The organism is Streptomyces sp. NPDC048270, assembly GCF_040652335.1.
In the GTDB taxonomy this organism is placed as follows: domain Bacteria; phylum Actinomycetota; class Actinomycetes; order Streptomycetales; family Streptomycetaceae; genus Streptomyces.
The window spans coordinates 1-1,359 of sequence record NZ_JBEZLV010000137.1 but is presented as its reverse complement, the minus strand read 5'-3'; the positions used below and the strand labels follow the sequence as shown (position 1 = coordinate 1,359).

The window sequence follows — 1,359 nt, the reverse complement described above, 5'->3', positions numbered from 1 at the left end:
GAACGACGGCTACGGCGGCTGCCCGTGCACCCCGGCGCTGGCCACGGACGGCAACACGGCCACCCGCTGGGCCAGCGCCTGGGCCGACGCCCAGTGGCTGCAGGTCGACCTCGGGTCGGTCAGGCAGCTCCGGCACGCGCAGCTGGTGTGGGAGGGCGCCTACGGCAAGGCCTACGCCATCAAGGTGTCGGACGACGGCCAGAACTGGCGCACCGCCTACGCCACGGCGACGGGCGACGGCGGCATCGACGACTACGACATCAACGCGTCGGGCCGCTACGTCCGCCTGGAGCTGACCCAGCGCGGCACCGGCTACGGGTACTCCCTGTTCCACTTCGGGGTGTACTCCTGACCGTCGGGGAGCGCCCGCGTGGCTTCCCTGACGCTGCTCCGCGGACGCTCCCCGGCACCTCCCCCGCCGCGCGCCGCCCGTTGCGACGGGCGGCGCGCGGTCGTGCGTCCCGGGGGGAGGGCGACCCGGACGGGAGGGCGGCCGGGCGGGGTGCGTCCCGCTCACACCTCGATGACGATCTTGCCCGCCGTGTGGCCGGCCTGGCTCAGCTCGAAGGCGGCCGCCAGCTCCGCCAGCGGGAAGGTCTCGGCGACGGTCACCCTGAGCTGTCCCGCGTCGGCGAGCCGGGCCAGCTCCGCCAGGTCCTCGCCGACCGGGCGCACCCACATCCACTCGCCGCCGGAGCCGGTCACGGTGGGGTCGGCGATGGAGGCGTGCCGGCCGTCGTCGTGCAGCACCCTGCGGGTGACGTCGAGGACGCCGCCGACGAAGTCCGCGACGACGGTGGCGCCGTCGGGAGCGAGGGCGAGGACCCGCTCGGCGAGCCCGTCCCCGTAGGCGACGGGTTCGGCGCCGAGTGCGCGGACGCGGTCGTGGTTGCGCGGGGAGGCGGTGCCGATGACCCGGGCCCCGAGGGCGCGGGCGATCTGCACTCCGAAGGAGCCGACGCCGCCCGCGGCGCCGTGGATGAGGACGGTGTCGTCCTTGCCGGTGCGCAGCCGGGTCAGCACCTGGTAGGCGGTGAGTCCGGCGAGCGGGAGGGCGGCCGCCTCCGCCCAGCCGAGCGAGGCGGGCTTGTGCGCGAGGGCCCGTACGGGCACGGTGACGAACTCGGCGCAGGTCCCGCCGTGCACGTAGTCCTTGCGGGCGTAGGCCATCACCTCGTCGCCCTGGGCGAACTCGGGGGTGTCGATGCCGACCTGCTCGACCGTGCCGGAGACGTCCCAGCAGGGCACCACGGGGTACACGACGTCCATCAGGGCGTCGAGGCCGCCGGCCATGATCTTCCAGTCGACCGGGTTGACCGAGGCGTACTTCACTCGGACGAGGACCTCGCCGGGGCCGAC

The 1,359-nt window shown here is 74.8% G+C and carries 2 protein-coding genes; one reads left to right on the top strand and one right to left on the bottom strand.

The window, feature by feature from the left end; translation table 11 throughout:
* Window positions 1-352 (top strand): discoidin domain-containing protein (locus AB0D66_RS34625; RefSeq protein WP_362311111.1); only part of this gene is annotated, 352 nt, incomplete at its 5' end.
* A 161-nt stretch (window positions 353-513) separates the two neighbouring features.
* On the opposite strand, the gene AB0D66_RS34620 is transcribed toward AB0D66_RS34625, so the two are convergent.
* Window positions 514-1,359, bottom strand: an 846-nt coding sequence (locus tag AB0D66_RS34620; RefSeq protein WP_362311110.1) for an NADP-dependent oxidoreductase, incomplete at its 5' end; no start/stop codon positions are given.